Origin of the sequence: Streptomyces sp. 351MFTsu5.1 (assembly GCF_000383655.1) — a bacterium.
GTDB lineage: Bacteria > Actinomycetota > Actinomycetes > Streptomycetales > Streptomycetaceae > Streptomyces > Streptomyces griseorubiginosus.
Genome location: NZ_KB911775.1, coordinates 397,592 through 412,887, shown reverse-complemented (window position 1 = coordinate 412,887; position 15,296 = coordinate 397,592). Strand labels below are relative to the sequence as shown.

The window sequence follows — 15,296 nt, the reverse complement described above, 5'->3', positions numbered from 1 at the left end:
TAACGGAACGGACGGCGGACCTCCGCGCCCGTCCGACACCCGAACACCGGGACGGGCGGTGTTGCGCGCACCGGAACCCGGCCTGCCCCCCGGCTCACCGAACCGCCGGCTCACCGACCCGCCGCATGCCGTCCGCCGTCACCTCGCCGTCCCCGCGTCCGCAGGACCGGAGTGACCGCCAGACCCCCCAGGAGGCCGAGCGCCAGGACGTACGGCCACCAGCCCAGACCCTCGGCCGTGTCCGTCGTGCGGGGTGCCGCGGCCTGGGCGGTCGGTGTGCCGGCGGAACGGACACGTGCGGCCGCGCTCGCCGTGTCCGCCGTGAGGACGACGTCGTTGCCGTCGCCGCCCCGGTAGGTGATCCGGTAGGTCGTGTCGGCGAGCTTGAGCCGGGTGCCCTCCTTGAGGCCCTTGAAGGCGCCCGTGGTCCGCGCACCGCCCTGGTGGTCCAGGACGGTGACGGTCCGCGCCGGTCGGGTGCCGGCCGCCGCCAGGTCGAGGTCACCGGCCAGCCGTACCGCACCCGAGACCTTCAAAGGCTTTGCTCCCAGGACCAGTTCGCCCTTCGCGCTCTGTGTGTAGTCCCCGGCGATGCTCAACCCCCCGGCCACCACACCGTCGTTGACGACCGCACCCGCCACCGTGCCCTTGCCGGACAGCGAGGACACCACGCGCAGGCCCGCCGTCCCCGCGTCCAGCCGGGCCGCCGTCGAGGTGAGCCGGATGCCCTTGCTGTGGGCCAGGGTTGCCCCGCCCCGCAGGGCCAGCGTGCCGCGCTCGACCGTCGTCTCTCCCGTGTACGTGATCGCACCGCCGGTCAGAGTCGTCGTCGCCCGGCCGGCCTGTGTGAGGGAGCCGCTGCCGCTGATCCGGGGCAGGGTCAGGGACCTGCTCGTGTTGTCGACGACGAGCGAGCCGTCGTTCACGACCCGGTACTGGCCGCCCCCGGTGTACAGCCCGCCGTCGCCGCCGGGTCGGCCGCTGCCCAGACGGAGTACGGCACCCTTCTCCACGGTCGTGGAGCCGTCGTAGAACTGGACCGCGGCGAAGGTGACGTCGTTGCCCTTCGTCCCCTTGATGACGATGTCACCGGCGCCGGGCGCGGACAGGGTGTCGTGGAAGCGGCCGCCGCCTATGGGGGCACCCAGGGTCACCGGGCCGTTGTAGTCGAAGGTCAGCAGGGAACGGGAGCGCGCCGCGAGGAGGTTGATGTAGACCGTCTTCGCCGTGCCCGGCATGAAGATCCTGTTCGTCGTCCCGTCGCCCCACTGGACGTTCGCGCCCTTGATGTTGGTGCCGCGCTTGTTGACGTTCTTGGGGGCGGGCGTCCAGTTCAGTGCCGGGTCGCTGAGGGACGGGTTCGTGTCGCCGCCCCGGTTCGCCCAGCTGTACTGGCCGGTGAGGATCACCTTGCTGCCCGGCCGGGACTGGACGTTGATGTCGCTGCCGTACTCGCGCTGGTAGAAGTCCATCCGCTGGGTGACGGTCTCGCCCAGCGGGGTGTCCACCGTCCAGGTGCCCTGGTTGAGCACCTTGCGGACGTTCGGCAGGGAGGTCGCGTACTCGGGCCGGCCGGCGTTGGTCTGGGTGCCGTTGTCGATGACGCCGGCGAAGGGGCCGGACGTCAGGTCCCAGGTGCCCCAGAGGAAGCGGGGCTGGGTGATCAGGCCGGAGCCGCTGACCGTGCCCAGGTTGTAGGCGCTCCGGAGGGACAGCCGCAGGGTGCCGTCGACCCGGATGTTGTCCTGGTTGAGCCGGAACGCCGGGGTGCCGTAGGGGAAGTGGCCGATCAGGCCGGTCGTGCCGCCGTTGCCGTACTGAAGGGTCGCCCCGCGCTCGACCGTGACGGCGGGCGGGTCGGCGGCGGTCGTGGTGACGCGGGGGTGGTTGCCGCCCAGGATGCGCACCCGCTGCCGGGAGGCGGGCAGCGTGAAGTCGCTGTCCTTGGTGAGGACCAGGGTTCCGGTGCCGCGCACGGTGAGGGTGCCCTCGCCGCGGAACACCCCGTCGTACGTCGTCGTCCCGGCCGGGACGGTGACCAGGGTGTCGCCGGTCAGCGTGACGTCCCGGTCCGCGAGCACGTCGGCGGTGACGTCCCGGGGGCCGGCGGCCCAGGCCGGGGGAGCCGACGCGAGGAGGGCGACGAGGGCGCCCACGGCTGCTGCTGTCTTGTGGGTTTGGCTGTGCACAGATGTGGAGACGCGCGGCGGCCGGACGGATAACAGAAACCTGGCGCACAAAACTCGGCGCACAGAAAGCGCCTTCTCTCATCGCGTCCAACCCGTTGACCGCCACCTTCCCCAGCCGTACCTTTCGGCTGTTCGCAATCACAACAGATGTTCTCAATATCGAACATCGCTCTCAGGACACCCCCTCCCCGAGAGGCAGTGCGCATGAGCCGCGCCCACGATGTCCCCGACCGACGACTGCTGCTGAAGGGCGCCCTGGCCGCGGGCGCCCTGGCGGCGACCCCCACCGTCGCCTCCGCCGCCCCGCAGCAGAAGAAGAAGGCCGCGCCCTTCGTGAATCCCCTCGTCCGCAACCGCGCGGACCCGTTCATCCACCGTCACTCCGACGGCTTCTACTACTTCACGGCCACCGCCCCCGAGTACGACCGCATCGTCCTGCGCCGCTCCCGGACCCTGAACGGCCTCGCGGCCGCCGCCGAGTCCGTCGTCTGGACCAAGCACCCGACCGGTGTCATGGGCGCCCACATCTGGGCGCCGGAGCTCCACCGCATCGGCGGCAAGTGGTACATCTACTTCGCCTCCGCGCCCGCGGAGAGCATCTGGGACATCCGCGTCTGGGTGCTGGAGAACGCCAACGGCGACCCCTTCACGGGCACTTGGCAGGAGAAGGGCCAGATCAGGACCGCCTGGGAGACGTTCTCCCTGGACGCCACGACCTTCACCCACCGCGGCACCCGCTACCTCGCCTGGGCCCAGCACGAGCCCGGCATGGACAACAACACCGGGCTCTTCCTGTCGAGGATGGCGAACCCCTGGACGCTGACGGGTCCTCAGATACGGCTCTCCACACCGGAGTACGACTGGGAGTGCGTCGGCTACAAGGTCAACGAGGGTCCCTCGGTCATCGCCCGCAACGGCCGCCTCTTCATGTCCTACTCGGCCAGCGCCACGGACTGGCACTACTGCATGGGCCTGCTCACCGCCGACGCGAACGCCGACCTCATGAACCCGGCGAGCTGGTCCAAGTCACCGACCCCCGTGTTCACCAGCAACGACACCACCAAGCAGTACGGCCCCGGCCACAACTGCTTCACCGTCGCCGAGGACGGCCGCAGCGACGTGCTCGTCTACCACGCCCGCCCGTACAAGGAGATCGTCGGCGACCCGCTGAACGACCCCAACCGCCACACCCGCGTCCAGAAGCTCGGCTGGCACGCGGACGGCACACCGGACTTCGGCATACCGGTGGCGGACACCGCCACGGACACGGAGGTCGCGTCATGAGACGTGCTCACGCGGTACTGCTCGCCCTCTGTCTGGCCCTGGCCGGCGCCCTGGCGACCGCGGGACCGGCCCAGGCCGCCCCGCTCACCATCCCCAACGGCGTCCAGTTCACGGACACTTCGGGCAACGCCCTGCACGCGCACGGCGGTGGGGTCATCAAGGTCGGTTCCTACTACTACTGGTTCGGCGAGGACCGCAACGCCGACAACACCTTCCGGTACGTGGACGCCTACCGCTCCACCGACCTGAAGAACTGGGAGTTCAGGAACCACGTCCTCACCCAGTCGTCCGCGGCCGAGCTGGGCACCGCCTACATCGAGCGGCCCAAGGTCGTGTACAACGCGACCACCGGCAAGTTCGTCATGTGGATGCACAAGGAGAACGGCACCGACTACAGCGAGGCCCGCGCGGCCGTCGCCGTCTCCGACACCGTCGACGGGACCTACACCTACCAGGGCAGCTTCCGGCCGCTCGGCCAGTACATGTCCCGCGACATCACCACGTTCGTCGACACGGACGGCACCGCCTACATGGTCTCGGCGGCCAACGAGAACTACGACCTCCAGATCTACAAGCTCACCGCCGACTACACCGGCATCGCCTCCCTGGTCGCCAACCCCTGGCCGGGCGGCCACCGCGAGGCCCCGGCCCTGTTCAAGCGGGGCAACGTCTACTTCATGCTGACCTCGGGCGCGACCGGCTGGAGCGCCAACCAGCAGCAGTACGCCACCGCCACCTCCCTGGCCGGCCCCTGGACCGCGATGGCCAACATCGGCGACTCCACGACCTACAACTCGCAGACCGCGTACGTCCTTCCGGTGCAGGGCACGTCGGGCACCTCGTACCTCTACATGGGCGACCGCTGGGGCAACTCCTTCGGCGGCACCGTCAACGACTCCCGCTACGTGTGGCTGCCGCTCACCTTCCCGACCTCCACCACGATGTCGATGTCCTGGTACCCCGAGGTCACGGTCGACACGGCCGCGGGGACGGTCGGCGGCACCGCCGCCACGTACAACACGCTCGTCGCCCGGCACAGCGGCAAGTGCGCGGACGTGGCCGACCAGTCGCTGTGGCAGGGCGTCGCGATCAGCCAGTACACCTGCAACGGCGGCGGCAACCAGAAGTGGTGGTTCAAGAACCTCGGCACCGGCTACTACCAGCTGGTCGGCCGCGGCAGCTCGCTGTGCCTCCAGGAGAACGCGGCCGACGTGACCCAGGAGAACTGCTCGTCGAGTGCCACGACCCAGCAGTGGTCCGTGGTCACCTCGGGCTCCTACGTGAACATCAAGGCCCGCACCACCGGCGAGTGCCTGGACGTGAACGGCGCGTCCACCGCCAACTCCGCCACGATCATCACGTACACGTGCAACGGAGGGACCAACCAGCAGTGGACGCGCGGTACCTGACGGTTCCTCAAAGACTCAGTTCAGCAGGTCGATCGCGTCGATCGACGTGCCCGCGCTGAGATAGGCGGTCGTCCCCGAACCGCTCACGACGTTGATCTTCAGCGTGTTGTACTGGCCGGTGTCGGTGCGCCAGGCACTGGCCGGCACGCTGTAGGTGAACGTGTGGTTGTTGCCCCGGTAGGACCCGTTGGTCAGTGACCGGGTGCTCGGCTGGGTGGGCGGGGAGGGGATCGCCGACGTCCAGGTGTCGTTGACGACGACCTGCGGCCGCCCGTTGGCGTAGGCCGTCGTCACCCCGATCCGCAGGGTGTGCGCGGCGGCGGCCTGCGCGGCGGTCAGCCTGAAGTACACCAGCAGACCGCTGTTGACGTCCTTCCAGAGGTAGCAGGGGAAGGCCGAGGTCTCGGTGCCGCTGCCGATGACGACGTTGCCGGTCCAGGCGGCGGCGCGGGCGTCGGAGGGGTGGGCGTACGTCATCAGGTCGGCGTTCTTGAAGCCGCTCGGTGTGCCCGTCCAGTCGTTGATCCGCCAGATCGCGCTCGCGTTGCTCGGGTCGTTCGAGGAGGGGATCGCGATCGAGTTCAGGGTGGTCGTACCGCCGGCGGTCACCGTCACGGAGGTGGTGTGGACGGCGAGTTCGCTCTTGAAGACGGTCAGCGTGTACGTCCCCGGGAGGACACCCGCGATGGAGAAGTAGCCGTCCGAGGAGCGCGCCGAACCCCAGTACTGGGCCGCCGAGTTGGCGAGCCCGACGGTGTACGGGTACGCGGTGTTCCGGCCCGTGATGCCGACGCCCGCGACCCGGCCCCGGCCACCCGAGGCGACGTAACCGGAGATGCCGAGCGAGTCGGCCCAGGAGGTGGTGAGCGTGCCGGGGAAGAGGGACGAGGAGGGCGCGCCGCCGTCCGTGAGGGCGATGACGTACGGGCCCTGGAGGCCGAAGCGCTCGTCCTCGGTCTGGTTCTGGCCGTAGTGCAGGATCTCGTACAGGCCACCGCCGTCCGCGCTCTGGTGGCGCAGCAGGGAGCGGTAGAAGGGGCCGCCGGACGCCTTCTCGTGGTTGGACCGCACGATCCACAGACCGACGCCGTTCGCGCTCCATCCGACGTAGTCGTAGTCCATGACCCGCAGCTTCGAGTAGTGCTTGGAGCGGGTCTGGCCGTCGGACTTGGCGAACACGTCCGAGGCCTCGATGGTGGTGGGCGCGTAAGTGTAGGAATCGGGCTGGTCGTTGAGGAACAGACCGGCCTTCACGCGCAGGATGAAACGGGTCGAGGCGACCGAGGTGTCGGCCCGGTTGGTCCACAGGTAGACGTTGTTCTCGCCGCTGCGGGCCGCGTAGTAGTGCCGCAGGGTGCCGTACGCGACCGAGATCAGGATCGTCGACCCGGACTGCTTGACGGTGACCGTCGACGTGCCGAGTCCCGACTCGATGTGCGAGTTCTTGCCGCCGTAGCCCTGGTACTCGGTGCCCTTGTAGACCAGCGAGGTCAGGTCGCCGTTGGTCTTGCTGACCTTGAAGACGAGACTCGCGCCGGTGTCGACGACGTAGTTCGAGCCGTCGTCGCGGTAGCCGAAACTCGCCGCGGACGCGGCCCGGGCGAGCGGCCCGGTGAGGGCGGCGGTGCCGGCGGCGGCCGCGGTGCCGAGGACGAAGGTACGGCGTCCGACCGGTCTGTTCGCGGTGGGTTCGGACATGGGGGTGCCTCCTTCGAGACGTGCGGGGGAGGTGCGGGTGTCTCGCAGGGTGACAGTTGAATCGATTTCGCGAAAGGGCTTTCACCTGTCGGGGGTTGGCAATCTCGTGAAATCGGGCCAAGGGCTAGAAAGCGCTTCCGAGAGCGGGTACGGTCCAGCCGCCAGGCCATGTCGCCCATCCGGGAGCCTTCAATGAGACGTTTCAATCTCGCCGTGCTGGCAGCGCTCACGCTGAGCGCGGGCCTGACCGCCGTACCGGCCCAGGCGCATCCGGGCCGTGCCCTCGGGATCGACAACTGCGCGGGGAACGCCTGCCACTTCGACGTTCCGCCGGGCACGTACGACGTGAAGCTCCTCCTCGGCGGCGACGCGGAGTCGAGCACCAGTGTCAGCGGCGAGACCCGGCGTTTCCTGCTGCCCGAGACCGCCGTCGCCGCCGGCGAGCGGACCGCCCGCAGCTTCACCGTGAACGTCCGCACCCCGGAGGGCGAGCCGACCGGCCCCGACGGCACCCCCGGCCTCGACCTGACACTCGGCGGCACCGCCCCCGCGCTCGCCGACATCCGCGTCACCCCCGCCCGGCACGCCCGCCGGATCTTCCTCGTCGGCGACTCCACGGTCTGCGACCAGCCCGGCGACCCGTACTCGGGCTGGGGCCAGCAGCTGCCCCAGTACCTGCGCAAGGGCGTCTCCGTGGCCAACTACGCCGACTCCGGCGAGAGCACGGTGACGTATCTCGCCGACCCGCGCCTGTGGGCCACGGTCCAGCCGCTGATCCGCCCCGGAGACCTGGTTCTCGTCCAGCTCGCCCACAACGACAAGACGACGGACGGGGCGACGTACCGGGCGAACCTGGAGACACTGGTCGCGGGTGTGAGGGAGAAAGGCGGGAACCCTGTCCTCGTGACGCCCGTCGTGCGACGCTGGTTCAACTCGGACGGCACGCTGAACAACGGGACGGCCCTGCTGGTCAACGGCCTCGGGGTGGACCATCCCGCGGTGATCCGCTCGGTGGCCGCGGCCGAGGGCGTCCCGCTGATCGACCTGACGGCGAGGACGAAGACGCTGGTGGAGTCCTTGGGCGTGGAGGGTTCCAAGGCGATCTACCTGTACAACGAGAAGAGGGACAACACCCACACCTCCGTGCACGGCGCCACCGTGTACGCGGGCCTGGTCCGCGACGAACTGCTCGCGCAGGGGCTGGTGCCCGAGGGGGCTGTGCGGGTGGGATAGACGCCTGGGGCGTCCCGACCGGAACCGGGGCGCCCCAGGTCTTTGCCCGCGAAAGGTCTTTGCCCGCGAGCGACCGACTCGCCGCGTGGCTCGGCCGTTCGAGCCGCTCTCCGGCCGCGCGGCCCCGCCCGCATGGCCGTCGGGCCACCGGGTCGTCAGGCCGCCGGGCCGTCGGGTCGTCGGGCCGTCGGGCAAGGAGAGCCCACCGGGCCGTCGAGCATGAAGAGCCCGCCGGGCCGCCGAGAACAAAGCGCCCCCACCGGGCCGTCGAGAAGGAAGAATCGATGCACCTGCCTCCCGAGGACCGCACCCTCAGCCCGTACACCGGCTACACGCGCGCCCACTGGGAGGCCGCCGCCGACGCCCTGCTCGCGGCCGTGGAGCCGTACGCCACCGAGGACCGCGCCCTCTACCACTTCCCCGGCGACCGCCAGAGCTGGACGGGCCGCCTCTCCGACGGACTGGAGGGCTACGCCCGTACGTTCCTGCTGGCGGCCCTCCGCCCGGACGGCACCACCCTCCAGCGGTACGCGGAAGGTCTCGCGGCCGGGGTCTCGGGCGTCTGGCCCCGCGTCGAGGACCGCACCCAGCCGCTGGTGGAGGCGGCGTCGATCGCGTTCGCGCTGCGGCTGACCCGGGAGTCCCTCTGGGACCGCCTCGACGACGGCGTACGGCAGCGGGCCGCGGCCTGGCTGGCCGACGCACTGACCGCCGAGGCCTGGCCCTGCAACTGGGAGCTGTTCCCCGTCACCGTCGCCGGTTTCCTCGAGTCGGTCGGATACGAGCCCGAGGCGTGCCGCAAGGCCGTCGACCGGGGCCTGACGCGGATCGAGCAGTGGTACGTCGGCGACGGCTGGTACACCGACGGCGACGGCCGCAAGTTCGACTACTACAACGGCTGGGCCATGCACCTCTACCCGGTGCTGCACGCCTGGCTCGCGCGGGACGACCGGCTGCTCGACCTCTACGGCGGCCGTCTGTCCCGCCATCTCCAGGACTACGCCCGCCTGTTCGGCGCGGACGGTGCTCCGATGCACCAGGGCCGCTCCCTGACGTACCGCTTCGCGACCACGGCCCCACTGTGGCTGGGCGCCCTGACGGACCACACACCGCTGCCCCCGGGCCAGACACGGCGGCTGGCCTCCGGCGCGCTCAAGTACTTCCTGGACCGGGGCGCGGTGGACTCCCACGGCCTCCTCACCCTCGGCTGGCACGGCCCCGACCCGGCGGTCCTCCAGGGCTATTCGGGCCCGGCGTCGCCGTACTGGGCCAGCAAGGGCTTCCTCGGTCTGCTCCTCCCGGCCGACCACGAGGTGTGGACCGCGGTGGAGGAACCGGCCCCGTCGGAGCGCGCCGATGCGCTCACACCGATCGCCGCCCCCAACTGGCTTCTCCAGTCCACCGTTTCGGACGGCGTGGTCCGCCTCCACAACCACGGCAGCGAGGACGTCCGTTACGACCCGTACTACACCCGCCTCGCCTACTCCACGGTGACGGAGCCCGCACCGTCGTACGACAACAGCCTGATCCTGGACGGCGATCCGAGCCGTACGGAGATCGAGCCGCTCGGGGTCGGCGAGGACTGGGCGGCCTCGCGGCACACGGCGGCCCGGGGCGCGCGCGTCACCGGCGTCGTCCTCGCCCGTGGATCCGCTGAGGTACGCGCCTTCCTCGTGACCGGCGCGGCCCCCGGCACCCCGGTTCGCGTCACGGGCTGGGCCCCTCGGGACGGTGTCCGCGCCGAACTCCTCCCCGCCGTGGCCCTGGACGGCGACCTGACCGGCGTGACGGGCGACGGCGACACCCTGTTCGCCGCACTGGCCCGCCTCACCGGCGACGCCGACGAGGTCCCGCTGGACGAGACGGTGACCGTACGGGACGTGGGGGAAGGGGAGTTGAGCGTGGCGTGGAGCGAGGGCCCGGAGCTGCGGGTCCGGCTGGACAGCTCCAGGGTCCACGTCGTCCCCGTCGGCTGAGTCGCTCGGGCCGTGTGCGGGCCCTGGGTGGGCGATGATGAGGATCATGGGTGGGAGCGACGAACCGACCGAACTGCTGGGCCGGGCCGGACTGGAGGTCGTGGGGGAGCGCAGGGTCGAGGAAGTGCTGCCCCCGCCCGTGGCGTGGCGCCATGTCGCCGGGTGGCAGACCGAACCGACCGTGGCCGTGGCGGACGACCGCCCGGACCTGGTCGCCGAACTCAACGCCCAGTGGCACCGGCTGGCGTCCGAGGCGGGGATCCTCGGCGGCGACGGGGTGTTCCTCATCGCCGTCTCCGGTACCGGGAGCGGTAGTTGGACACGCGTCCGGCTCGGCGGCGACTGGGACCTGGCCGGGGTGCTGGGCCCGCGGCCGGGGCAGCCGGAGTTCCTCACCCTGTCCCTGGACGGGGACGCCCTGGTGGGCGCCACGACCGAGGAGTACGCGGTCTGGCTCGTCGCCGTCGACCGACTCGGGGAGCGGCGCGAGGCGGCGGCCCGCGCGGCCGCCGAGGAGACGCCGGAGGACCGGGCCGTCGCCTGGGAACGGCTGTTCCAGGGCCCGAAACCCACGGAGAAGGTGCTCAACGCCTGGGCGAACGGACTCTCGCTCAACCCGGCGACCCCCGAGGAGTTGTGGCCCCGGCTGGCGGGCCGGTCCGGGTACGGGATGTACCGTGCGCTGCCGACGGACGTCGTGGACGCGCTCCTGGCCCACCCGGACTGGAACCGTCGTGCGAGGACGGCCGAGCACCAGCCGAACATCACGCCCGAGCAGTGGGCCCGGACGATCCTCGCGGAGCGGGACGAGCGGCACCGCCGGCTGCTGACCATGGTGGCCGCCGACCGCTGGGCCGAAGTCCCCGAGGACGCCTGCCGGAGGCTCGCCACCGACCCGTCGGCGCAGGTCCGCTCCGAGGCGGCCCGCCTCAAGGGCCTGCCGGCCTCCGTGGCGGTCGCGTTGGCCGCCGACCCCGACGGCGGAGTGCGAGCCGTGGCCTGCCGGGCGGCCTGGCCCCACCTCGACGCCCCGGCACGAGAGGCGCTGCTGGCCGATTCCCACGACACGGTACGGGCGCGGGCGTTGCTGCTGCACCACCGGGAACACCCCATGGAGCGGGCGGTGTTCGAGACCTTGGAGGCGCGAAGAGAGGCGCTGGAGGGCTGCATCCTGGACCCCGGACTCGCCGCGCACCTGGTCCGGCACGGGGACCCGGCGGAGCGCCGAGCCCTCGCCGGAAACCCCCGCCTGGCTCCGGAGCTGGTCGTCCTGCTCGGCCAGGACCCCGACGCCGGCGTGCGCTTCACGGTGTCCGTGCGAGCCGACCTCACGGAGGAGCAACGCGCCGGAGTCCGCTACGACTTCGACCCCGGCTCCCGGTATCGCACGCTCGACTGGGTCGTGGCGCTCCACGACGACCCGGACGCCATGCGCCGTCTGGCGGCCTCCTCCCACCCCCTCGTCCGCAGAAGCGTCGCACGAGCCCGGCACCTCCCGCCGGAGGCCGTCCAACGCCTCGCCCGGGACGAGGACCGAGTCGTCCAGCTCTTCCTCGCCGAGTCCTGCGACGACGCGCCCGCCGAGATGCTGCTGCGGGTGTGGCGGTGGTGGGACGGCGGTCTCACGGTCCCCGACCGTCCGCGCGGTCACCCGAACTTCCCCCGCGAGGATCTCCTCCGGTACGCCGACGACCCCAGCCCACGCATGCGGCGCCTGGCCCTGGACGACCCGCGGTCCACCGCCGGCCTGGTGGAGAGGTTCAGCCGCGATCCGAGCGAGGAAGTGCGCCACCGGGCTGCCGTCGACCCGCGGCTGTCCGCGGTGGCCGCGGCACGGCTGCTGGAGGATCCGCACGAACACATCCGGGACGCGGCCGCTCGTCACCCCCGGCTGCCCGCCCGGCTCCTGACGCAACTCCTGAGGAGCGGAGGAGTGGAAACGGCGGCGCGGAACCCGGCGCTCCCCGTCGAGGTCATGCGGCGCATGGTCGACGCCTTCAGCCCCGTGTGCCCGCCCCGAGAAGCGTCCGCGTGAGCCGTTCCGCGAACTCCGTCGGGTGCTGGAGGATGCCGAGGTGGCCGCCGGGGAACTCGACGAGGTCGGCCCGCCGGTCCTTCGCGAGGAACTCGGCGGTGCGGTGCAGGAGTTGCCCGCGGGAGTCGGTGCCCGCGCCGACGGTGAGGGGGACAGGAGAGGGCCCGGTCTCGGGAACGTAGGCCGTGAAGGGCCGAAGGACATGTGCGAGGGAGAGCGCCATGGGGTTCGTCAACTCCTCCTCCCGGGGCAGCGGTTGCCCGTCGGGCAGCTCCCCTTCCACCTCCCGCTCCTCCAGTACGGCGGTCATCAGGGCGCCTGCCGCGGCGAGCCCCTTGTCCCGGTACACGTCGCAGATCTCCCCGAACCGGGCCTGCTGCCGCGCCCCGTCCGGCAACACCCCGACGCACGGCGGCTCGTGGACGACGACGTGCCGCAGCCGCTCCGGGTGCCGGGCGAGGAGGTCGAGCGCGACGACGGCACCGGCACTGGTGCCGAGGACATACGCCGACTCACCCTCCGGCAGCGTCGCGTCCAGCACCCGCCGCGCACGGTCGCTCCAGTCCTGGACCCGCTGGTCGGCGACGGGTTCACCGAGCCGCCCGTGGGCGAGGCCCAGAGGGTCGAGGACGACGACCGTGAAGTGCGGCGAGAGCACGCCGGTCATCGCGTCGAGCCCCATGGGGTGGCCCGCGCCACCCGGGATGATCAGCAGCGTCGGGCCGTCGCCGGTGGTGTCGTAGTACAGGTCAGTCATCGGTGGTCTCCTCCTGGGGCCAGTTCTCGAGTGCGATGTGCAGGGCGTCGACGGCCTTGTCCCAGGACGTCCGTACGTCACGGGGCGCGCCGAAGCCGCCGGTGGACTCCAGGGCGCAGTAGCCGTGGAAGGTGGCGCGCAACAGGCGTACGGCGTCGGTGAGATCGGGTTCGGAGAGGCCGTAGGCACGGAGCATGCCGTAGGTGATCTCGGCGGTGCGGCGCAGGGCGGGGGTGCCGGCGACCAGTGCCTGGTCGATACGGATCTGGGTGGCCGCGTACCGCCCCGGCCGTTCGAGCGCGTACGCGCGATAGGCCCCGGCGAAGGCGGCCAGCGCGTCCTTCCCGGCCCGCCCCGCCACCGCGACCGCGATCCGGTCGATCATCTCGCCTGCGGCCAGCAGGGCGACCCGGACGCGCAGGTCCTGAAGGTTCCTGACATGCGAGTACAGGCTCGCGTCCTTCACCCCGAACCGCTTGGCCAGCCCGGCCAGGGTGACGTTCTCGAACCCGACCTCGTCGGCGAGATCGGCAGCGGCCTCGGTGAGACGGTCGGGGGTCAGACCTGCGCGGGGGCTCATGGGAGCAGGTTACCTAGGGGGTCTAGGTTTCTGGCTAGTCATTTTATGGACGACGGATCCGGCGCCGGAACAGGTCGCCGGCGTCGAGGGTGCGTTTCGCCGAGCGGCCCGAATATGCGGTGCGAGCCGTCGCTCCCGCTCGTAGGGTGACCGGCGGACAACCGGGGGAGGGCCGTGACGTACGAGGCGCAGCGGGGCGGAGGGGCGGACCGGCGTACGTTGCCGCCGGCGCGGCCTCTGTGGCGGCAGCGTGACTTCGCCGTCTTCTGGGCCGCCCAGACCCTGTCCGTCCTCGGTGACTCCTTCGCTCTGATCGCGCTGCCTCTGCTGGTGCTGGAGGCGACCGGATCCGTCGCCCGCATGGGGCTGTTGACGGCGGTGGGCGGGGCGGCCGCCGTCGTGGCGGCCGTGTTCGCGGGCGTGGTGGTCGACCGGGTCGACCGGCGTCGGCTGCTCGTCGGGTGCGACCTCGTGCGGATGGTGCTGTACGGGGTGATCCCGGTGGTGTGGCTCCTCGGGCCGCAGGTGTGGCTGCTGTACGCGGTGCTGCCGGTGTGCGAGGCGGTCGGGATGCTGTTCGCCGTCGGGTACGTCACCGTCGTCCGGAGCCTTGTCGGTGTCGGTCAACTCACCGAGGCGAACGGCCGGTTGAACGCGACGGCCGCCGCGGCCGGAGTGCTGGGTCCGGTGTGCGCGGGTGCCGTGGCGGCCTGGACCGGGCCCGCCACGGCCGTGGGCGTCGACGCGGCGAGCTTCGGGGCGTCGGCGCTCTGCACGGTCTTCGTGCGGTTCCGTGCCCGCCCGGCCGGACCGGCCGAACACACCGGGCTGTGGCAGGACCTGCGCACCGGAGCGGCCTTCCTGCGTAAGCAGCCCGTGCTGCGCTCGCTCACCGTGCTGCTGTTCGTGTTCAGCTTTCTCACCCTCGGCCTCAACGACCTGCTGATCTACCGCCTCAAGCACGACCTCGGCCGCGACGACGGCACCGTCGGCACCGTCATGGCCCTCGGCGCGCTCGGCACCATCACAGGGGCGCTGCTGGTGGCCCGGCTGCGCCGCTGGTTCGGCTTCGGAGCGGTCTGGACCGGCTCCGTCGCCCTGTGCGGGCTCGCCGTCGCCGGTATCGCCTGGACCGGGCAGATCCCGCTCGTCGCTGCCCTGACCGCCCTCTTCCTCGCCGGCGGCGGCATGGCGGGCACCTGCTCCATGTCCCTGCGCCAGGAGATCACCCCCGAACCCCTCCTGGGCCGCGTCACCTCGGCTTTCTGGACCCTCCACTACGCCGCGGCCCCGCTCGGCGCGGCCCTCCTCACCTGGGCAGCGGAACACCACGGCACCACCCCGGCCGCCCTGACAGCGGGCGCCTGCTGCGTACTCATAGCGACAGCCGCCCTGTTCACCCCGATCCGCGGGGCCTGAAGAGGAACGGCGCACAACTTGTCATCTGGTCAAAGCCGCAACGGGGCCCGAGCCCCCGTGTTCCCTACTTCACCCGCTTCGCGAGACGGGTTCGCTTGGCCCGTTCGATCCTGTCGCTCCCGGCCTGCTCCCGTTCCGCTGCGAACTTGTCCCAGTCCTCCGGGCGCACCACCAGGAGAGTGTCGCTGGCGGGCACGACGACCACGCCTCCGAACGGCAGATCCCCCGCGAACCACACGCCGTCTTCAGCACCCTTTGGCCAGCGGTGGCGCTCCAGAGCGTCCGCGGCCCGCAGGAGTGGCGACCTTCCTCGCTCCTCAGCCTTGACCCGCACTGTGAAGACCGTGCCGTACTTCGTCCGGCTCTCACTCTTCTTCGACATGCCTGAGCGGAATTCGAGGGGGTATTCCCTCAGCACCCGCCTGCACCTGCCGAGTGACAGAAGAGCGAAGGGGAATCTGTAGGTCATCAGGACGAATCCCATGACTCCCGCCACACTCAGCACCGCGAGCACCGGCGAGTCCCAGGTACCCGTCTTCGCCAGGACCACCGGTGCCGCGCACAGCGCCCCGAAGACGACGAGACGAAGAAGAACGCCTCGGATCAGGAGGAAGTAGTTGCGCTTCAGCAGGCGGCCCACCTCCACGACTCCGGGTGGGCTCGTGGCCCCGAGAGTGTCTGACATCTTCATTCCTTCCAGCTCAACCACGGCCACG

The 15,296-nt window shown here is 71.2% G+C and carries 11 protein-coding genes; 6 read left to right on the top strand and 5 right to left on the bottom strand.

Annotated features, from left to right (window positions below):
• Positions 1-110: 110 nt before the first annotated feature.
• Positions 111-2,189, bottom strand: coding sequence for an autotransporter (locus H295_RS0101800; protein WP_028808959.1), 2,079 nt, complete (start codon positions 2,187-2,189; stop codon positions 111-113).
• 204 nt (positions 2,190-2,393) lie between these two features.
• Here H295_RS0101800 and H295_RS0101795 point away from each other — a divergent pair, with 204 nt between their 5' ends.
• Together H295_RS0101795 and H295_RS0101790 are read left to right on the top strand one after the other, a co-directional pair.
• Positions 2,394-3,473, top strand: coding sequence for a family 43 glycosylhydrolase (locus H295_RS0101795; protein ID WP_020133629.1), 1,080 nt, complete (start codon positions 2,394-2,396; stop codon positions 3,471-3,473).
• Entirely contained in the window at positions 3,470-4,882 is a 1,413-nt protein-coding gene (locus tag H295_RS0101790) for an RICIN domain-containing protein (protein WP_020133628.1), read from the top strand. Before H295_RS0101795 ends, H295_RS0101790 begins: the two co-directional genes overlap by 4 nt.
• A 15-nt stretch (positions 4,883-4,897) precedes the next feature.
• Here H295_RS0101790 and H295_RS0101785 read toward each other — a convergent pair whose 3' ends face one another.
• Entirely contained in the window at positions 4,898-6,580 is a 1,683-nt protein-coding gene (locus H295_RS0101785; RefSeq protein ID WP_020133627.1) for a rhamnogalacturonan lyase B N-terminal domain-containing protein, read from the bottom strand.
• 192 nt (positions 6,581-6,772) lie between these two features.
• Here H295_RS0101785 and H295_RS0101780 point away from each other — a divergent pair, with 192 nt between their 5' ends.
• The 3 genes from H295_RS0101780 (at position 6,773) to H295_RS0101770 (ending at position 11,824) form a co-directional block, all read left to right on the top strand.
• Entirely contained in the window at positions 6,773-7,813 is a 1,041-nt protein-coding gene (locus tag H295_RS0101780) for a rhamnogalacturonan acetylesterase (RefSeq protein WP_020133626.1), read from the top strand.
• A 284-nt stretch (positions 7,814-8,097) separates the two neighbouring features.
• Positions 8,098-9,789 carry a DUF2264 domain-containing protein gene (locus H295_RS0101775; protein WP_020133625.1) on the top strand — a complete coding sequence of 564 codons (1,692 nt, stop codon included), beginning with the start codon at positions 8,098-8,100 and terminating at the stop codon, positions 9,787-9,789.
• A gap of 46 nt (positions 9,790-9,835) precedes the next feature.
• Complete coding sequence (locus tag H295_RS0101770; RefSeq protein ID WP_020133624.1) at positions 9,836-11,824, top strand: hypothetical protein; 1,989 nt, start codon at positions 9,836-9,838, stop codon at positions 11,822-11,824.
• Here H295_RS0101770 and H295_RS0101765 read toward each other — a convergent pair.
• Both H295_RS0101765 and H295_RS0101760 read right to left on the bottom strand, forming a co-directional pair.
• Entirely contained in the window at positions 11,787-12,581 is a 795-nt protein-coding gene (locus H295_RS0101765) for an alpha/beta fold hydrolase (protein WP_020133623.1), read from the bottom strand. The two genes, H295_RS0101770 and H295_RS0101765, sit on opposite strands and share 38 nt — an antisense overlap.
• Positions 12,574-13,161 carry a TetR/AcrR family transcriptional regulator gene (locus H295_RS0101760; RefSeq protein ID WP_020133622.1) on the bottom strand — a complete coding sequence of 196 codons (588 nt, stop codon included), beginning with the start codon at positions 13,159-13,161 and terminating at the stop codon, positions 12,574-12,576. Before H295_RS0101760 ends, H295_RS0101765 begins: the two co-directional genes overlap by 8 nt.
• 174 nt (positions 13,162-13,335) lie before the next feature.
• Here H295_RS0101760 and H295_RS0101755 point away from each other — a divergent pair, with 174 nt between their 5' ends.
• Positions 13,336-14,580: an MFS transporter gene (locus H295_RS0101755; protein WP_020133621.1), complete on the top strand. Its 1,245-nt coding sequence runs from the start codon at positions 13,336-13,338 to the stop codon at positions 14,578-14,580.
• A gap of 64 nt (positions 14,581-14,644) precedes the next feature.
• Here the strand turns inward: H295_RS0101755 and H295_RS44630 are convergent, their stop codons facing one another.
• Positions 14,645-15,289, bottom strand: a complete 645-nt coding sequence (locus H295_RS44630; RefSeq protein ID WP_158691007.1) for a hypothetical protein — start codon at positions 15,287-15,289, stop codon at positions 14,645-14,647.
• Positions 15,290-15,296: the final 7 nt, after the last annotated feature.

Excerpts from the sequence above, each read along its gene's own strand:
- H295_RS0101765 (WP_020133623.1), bottom strand. The coding sequence starts at position 12,581 with ATGACTGACCTGTACTACGACACCACCGGCGACGGCCCGACGCTGCTG.
- H295_RS0101790 (WP_020133628.1), top strand. The coding sequence starts at position 3,470 with ATGAGACGTGCTCACGCGGTACTGCTCGCCCTCTGTCTGGCCCTGGCC.
- H295_RS0101780 (WP_020133626.1), top strand. The coding sequence starts at position 6,773 with ATGAGACGTTTCAATCTCGCCGTGCTGGCAGCGCTCACGCTGAGCGCG.
- H295_RS0101770 (WP_020133624.1), top strand. The coding sequence starts at position 9,836 with ATGGGTGGGAGCGACGAACCGACCGAACTGCTGGGCCGGGCCGGACTG.
- H295_RS0101795 (WP_020133629.1), top strand. The coding sequence starts at position 2,394 with ATGAGCCGCGCCCACGATGTCCCCGACCGACGACTGCTGCTGAAGGGC.
- H295_RS0101785 (WP_020133627.1), bottom strand. The coding sequence starts at position 6,580 with ATGTCCGAACCCACCGCGAACAGACCGGTCGGACGCCGTACCTTCGTC.
- H295_RS0101775 (WP_020133625.1), top strand. The coding sequence starts at position 8,098 with ATGCACCTGCCTCCCGAGGACCGCACCCTCAGCCCGTACACCGGCTAC.
- H295_RS0101760 (WP_020133622.1), bottom strand. The coding sequence starts at position 13,161 with ATGAGCCCCCGCGCAGGTCTGACCCCCGACCGTCTCACCGAGGCCGCT.